4 protein-coding genes and 1 pseudogene are annotated in these 4,974 nt (G+C 70.2%); 3 read left to right on the top strand and 2 right to left on the bottom strand.

Annotated features, from left to right (window positions below; genetic code table 11):
- Nucleotides 1-186: pseudogene (locus H0X00_RS21530) on the bottom strand (hypothetical protein); the annotation flags it as partial.
- Nucleotides 187-1,296: 1,110 nt separating this feature from the next.
- Here H0X00_RS21530 and sucC point away from each other — a divergent pair.
- Together sucC and sucD are read left to right on the top strand one after the other, a co-directional pair.
- Nucleotides 1,297-2,484: an ADP-forming succinate--CoA ligase subunit beta gene (gene sucC, locus H0X00_RS21525; RefSeq protein ID WP_293774701.1), complete on the top strand. Its 1,188-nt coding sequence runs from the start codon at nt 1,297-1,299 to the stop codon at nt 2,482-2,484.
- A 28-nt stretch (nt 2,485-2,512) separates the two neighbouring features.
- Nucleotides 2,513-3,400 (top strand): succinate--CoA ligase subunit alpha, encoded by an 888-nt coding sequence (gene sucD / locus H0X00_RS21520; protein ID WP_293774698.1) that lies wholly within the window; start codon nt 2,513-2,515, stop codon nt 3,398-3,400.
- Between the two features lie 131 nt (nt 3,401-3,531).
- On the opposite strand, the gene H0X00_RS21515 is transcribed toward sucD, so the two are convergent.
- Nucleotides 3,532-4,128: a hypothetical protein gene (locus H0X00_RS21515; RefSeq protein WP_293774695.1), complete on the bottom strand. Its 597-nt coding sequence runs from the start codon at nt 4,126-4,128 to the stop codon at nt 3,532-3,534.
- Nucleotides 4,129-4,372: 244 nt separating this feature from the next.
- Here H0X00_RS21515 and H0X00_RS21510 point away from each other — a divergent pair.
- Nucleotides 4,373-4,974: DUF6350 family protein (locus tag H0X00_RS21510; protein WP_293774692.1), on the top strand; the 602-nt coding region annotated here is incomplete at its 3' end.

The following is a 4,974-nucleotide window of genomic DNA, read 5'->3' as shown; positions in this document are numbered from 1 at the left end:
CTCGATGACGGGCTCGGCGACGACCTCGACGACCGGCGCGGGCCTCGGCACGGCAATCGGGGCCGGCTTCGGCGCAGCAACCGGCGCAGCAACCGGGGTGGCGACCGGGGTGGCGACGACGGCGACCGGGGTCTCGGCGCCCTTGCGGCGACGGCCGGTCCCGCCGGCGATCTGCGGCGCCTCCACCGCGGCGGCGATGGATTCCTGAGCGATGGATTCCTGAGCGGCTAACTCCTCGGCGATGCGCCGGCGACGGCCGGTCGGGGCCGGGAGGACCGCTGCGGGCGCCTCGGGAGCCTGAGGGGCGTGGGGCGCCTCGGGGGCCGAGCGGCGACGCCGGCCACTGCCTTCGGGGTTGGTGGGTTCAACAGCGCTCTGACGGGGTACATCAGTAACGACAGGAGCGGCCTGGTCGATCATCCGTCGGCGACGACCGCTCGCAACGGGCATTTCGGGCGCGTCTACCGAGACCTCGGCCGCAGCACCTGGGTCGAGCTGCGCGGTGAGGTGCTCAGCACCACGCGCATGTCGGCCGTTGGCCACGGAGGCATCTCCTGGTCACTCGGTATTAGGACAGCAGCAGCCCCGAACGGTAACGGTCTGGGAGTCATGCACCCACGCCCGCCCGGCAAAGAACGCTCAAAGTGACGAGGCTCTGGGGCTGCTGTTACAGGATGTGATTAGGGGTACCACAGTCGTCACGCTGTGGTGCGGACATGGCGTGCGGAAAAGGAAAAATAGCCACGATCCGACACGCCGAGCCACGCCCTGCGGGTTCTACGGACCGTGACCGCCCGTGATCACGCTCTGCGTTCGGTAGTCGCCCGGATGCAGTCCGTGGTGGGCCCGGCCTACCGCCCCAAGCCCGCTCCAACGCGCCGCGCACCCGGCCTTTGCCGCCCCGCCCGAGACGTCCGGAGCGTCGCATTCCTGTGGAATGGCCATGGAGTTGGCGTCGCACCTTGACCAGCCCCCCAAAGGCGGACGAATCTGGCGGACGCGGGGAGGCTCAGCCCGCCACCGAACCTTCGCCCGGGATGCCGACACCGGCGGTCCTGGGCACAGGGACTCCTCCCCGCCCAACCTCTTCGTCGAAGGCCGGCCGCTCAGGGGACCGGCCTTCTTCTGTGCGTCTTCTGTGCGGGCTCCGGCGCGGCCTGCGCAGCGCCTCGATTGGGAGACGCCTGGGGCCGAGGGCTAGTCTCGCCGCGCCAAGCCGTTGGTTCTGTCGGATCGTCCCGATCGGTCGGGCTTGTCGTGTGATTGCCCCGAATTTCACGAGAGAGGGCCCCGCCCGTGGACCTGTTCGAGTACCAGGCGCGCGACCTGTTCGCCAAGCACGGAGTACCGGTGCTGGGTGGCATGGTCGCTGCGACCCCCGCCGAGGCGCGCGCCGCGGCCGAGAAGCTCGGCGGCCGGGTGGTCGTCAAGGCGCAGGTCAAGGTGGGTGGCCGCGGCAAGGCCGGCGGCGTCAAGCTCGCCGAGACCGCCGACGAGGCCGAGACCCTGGCCGGCCAGATCCTCGGCATGGACATCAAGGGCCACACCGTCCACAAGGTGATGCTGGCCCAGACCGCGGACATCGCGGACGAGTTCTACTGCTCGTTCCTGCTGGACCGCACCAACCGCACCTTCCTGGCGATGGCCACCACCCAGGGCGGCATGGACGTCGAGCAGGTCGCCGAGGAGACCCCGGAGCTGCTCGCGAAGATCCCGGTCGACGCCAACGTCGGCTGCGACGCCGCGAAGGCCGCCGAGATCGTCGCCGCCGCCGGGTTCCCGGCCGAGCTGGCCGCCGACATCGAGGCCGTGCTGCAGAAGCTGTGGACCGTCTTCCGCGAAGAGGACGCGACTCTGGTCGAGGTCAACCCGCTGGTGCTGACACAGGGAGACGGGGCCACCGCCGGCGTGATTATGGCGCTGGACGGCAAGGTCTCGCTCGACGAGAACGCCGGCTTCCGCCACGCCGACCACGCGGAGCTCGAGGACAAGAGCGCGGTCGACCCGCTGGAGCAGAAGGCCAAGGAGAAGGGCCTGAACTACGTCAAGCTCGACGGCGAGATCGGCATCATCGGCAACGGCGCGGGCCTGGTCATGTCGACGCTGGACGTGGTTGCCTACGCCGGCGAGGCTCACGGCGGGGTCAAGCCCGCCAACTTCCTCGACATCGGTGGCGGTGCCTCGGCCGAGGTGATGGCCAACGGGCTCGACATCATCCTGGGCGACCCGGCCGTGAGGAGCGTGTTCGTCAACGTCTTCGGCGGCATCACTTCCTGCGACGCGGTCGCCAACGGCATCGTCGGCGCGATCAAGGTGCTGACCGACCGCGGCGAGGCCATCACCAAGCCCCTCGTGGTCCGCCTGGACGGCAACAACGCCGTCGAGGGCCGCCGGATCCTCAACGAGGCGAACCTCTCCGTGGTCGAGATGGTCGACACCATGGACGGCGCTGCCGCCCGGGTCGCCGAACTCGCCGCCCGCTGACGACCCCTCAGATTCTTAAGGACTGATCGTGGCTATCTTCCTGAACGAGAACAGCAAGATCGTCGTGCAGGGCATGACGGGCTCTGAGGGCCGCAAGCACACCCAGCGGATGCTCGACTCCGGCTCGAACATCGTCGGTGGCGTGACCCCCGGCAAGGGCGGCCAGAAGGTCGAGTTCAACGGCGCCGCGCTGCCCGTGTTCGACTCGGTGGCGCAGGCCGTGTCCGAGGGCGGCGCGAACGTTTCCGTCGTCTTCGTGCCGCCGAAGTTCACCAAGGGCGCCGTGATCGAGGCGATCGACGCGGGCGTGTCGCTGGTCGTCGTCATCACCGAGGGCGTTCCGGTACACGACACCGCGAGCTTCCACGCCTACAACCAGAGCAAGGGCGCCGTGACCCGGATCGTCGGGCCGAACTGCCCCGGCGTCATCTCGCCCGGTGTCTCCAACGCGGGCATCATCCCGGCCGACATCACCAAGGCCGGCCGCATCGGCCTGGTCTCGAAGTCGGGCACCCTGACCTACCAGATGATGTACGAGCTACGGGACATCGGCTTCTCGACCTGCGTCGGCATCGGCGGTGACCCGGTCATCGGCACCACGCACATCGACTGCCTGGCCGCGTTCCAGGCCGACCCGGACACCGACGCGATCGTGATGATCGGCGAGATCGGCGGCGACGCCGAGGAGCGGGCCGCGGACTTCATCGCCGCCAACGTGACCAAGCCGGTCGTCGCCTACGTCGCGGGCTTCACCGCCCCCGAGGGCAAGACCATGGGCCACGCCGGCGCCATCGTCTCCGGCTCGTCCGGCACCGCGCAGGCGAAGAAGGAGGCCCTGGAGGCCATCGGCGTCAAGGTCGGCAAGACGCCGTCCGAGACCGCCCGCCTGATGCGCGAAGCAGTCGCAGCCCTCTAGTTGCGCAACCATCGCAAGCTGCCTGGCTACGTTCCGTTTCGCGGCGATGTAGGGAGCGAGCGCACTTTTCGCGACCGAATGAGCACGCGGATCGGGACGTCAGCCGGCAGCGCGACGCGCGCGGAGCGTGCTCAGGGATTGAGGACGTACCAGTTGCCGTGCAGGTGCTCGAAGTTCGCGCCGGGGTTGGCGTCGCGGACCTCTGCGGTCGGGCCGTCGACCAGGTAGGTGAACGCGGCGTTCCCGCCGTCGAGCGTGCCGCCGAGGTGGAACTGGGCGGCGCCGGCGGCGTCACGGGTGACGCCGTGCAGCCGGTAGGAGCCGATCCGGCCGGGAACGATCTCGTCGGCGGCGCCCTGCTCCCAGTCCTGCGCGGTCGGCAGCGCGCGCAGAGCGCTCTCGAATCCGCCCTCGGCCTGCAGCCAGCGGGTCTCCTGCGGAACCTCCAGGTAGACCCCGGCGGCCAGCACGCCGGCCATCAGCGGCAGGGCGAGGAAGGCGCTGGTCAGCGTGCGGCGGGAGGCCGCAGCGACGAAGCGGATGACCCAGCTGAGCACGCAGGCGATGCCGAGCCAGGTGAAGGGATTGCCGGTCAGGTCCAAACCGGCCGGCGAGCTGGCGGCCCAGAGGAAGCTGAGGGCGCCGACGCCACAGGCGACATGGAACGCCCAGCCGGGAGCACCGAACAGGCGGTCCGCGAGCGAAGGCTGCGGCGCCTCGTCCTCCACGACGGCGAAGCTGGCAACCGGGGGTCGGGCCGGAGCGCCGACACCAGAATGAGCTGAATCGATGACGTAATCCACTCAGCTATTGAAGTCGCTTGCCGAGGGGCTCGAGGGCAGTTCGTCGGAACGTCCGCAAGGTCACGGATGTCCGATCTGCCGAGCGTGTGAGAGTGGTCATTCCCAGGGTTGTGTCGAACACCCGGTGTCGGTACGTGATCTTCGCTCAGCAGCCCGTCACAGTGGACAAATGGTGAGCCCCGACCTCCGGCCCGCGGTACGGAGCGCCCGCGCTGACTCCGGACGCGACGGCACCCGGACCGAGTGGCTGGTCGTCACCGGGGCCGCTGCGGCCGTTCTCGGCGCCGCCGTCGCGATGGCCGTGCTCTCCGCCATCACCGTGCTCCTGTGGGCGGCCGGCCCGATTGCTTCCGAGGGTTTGAGCGCCGCCCCGTTCCGTGGTGCGGCCTCGCTCTGGCTGATGGGTCAGCGTGCCCCGCTGGACTCCGGTACCTACGACCTGGTGCTGCCGCCGCTGGTGGTCAGTGCCGTCGTGGTCGTGCTCACGGCCCGACTGGCCGGCTGGGCCGCCCGCGTCACCACGTCGTTCGAGCTGACGCCGGCGGCGATCGTCGGCGGGGGCGTCGTGGGTGGCCACGTTCTGGTGGCGGGGTTGGCCGGCTGGGTCAGCGGGCGGGCCGGCTCCGGCGTGGACGTCGTCGACGCGATGCGCTCCGCCCTGGTCTTCGCCGTGCCGTGTGTCGCGGCCGGCATCGCGCCGCACACCTGGCTGTGGGCCAAGGTTGGTGCGCGTCACGGCGCGCGGGTCCGGGTCGCCGCCCGGGCCGCGGG

Origin of the sequence: Sporichthya sp. (assembly GCF_013815995.1) — a bacterium.
Classification (GTDB): Bacteria; Actinomycetota; Actinomycetes; order Sporichthyales; family Sporichthyaceae; genus Sporichthya.
Note: the sequence above shows the minus strand (reverse complement) of the source record. Positions and strands in the feature narration are given on the sequence as shown.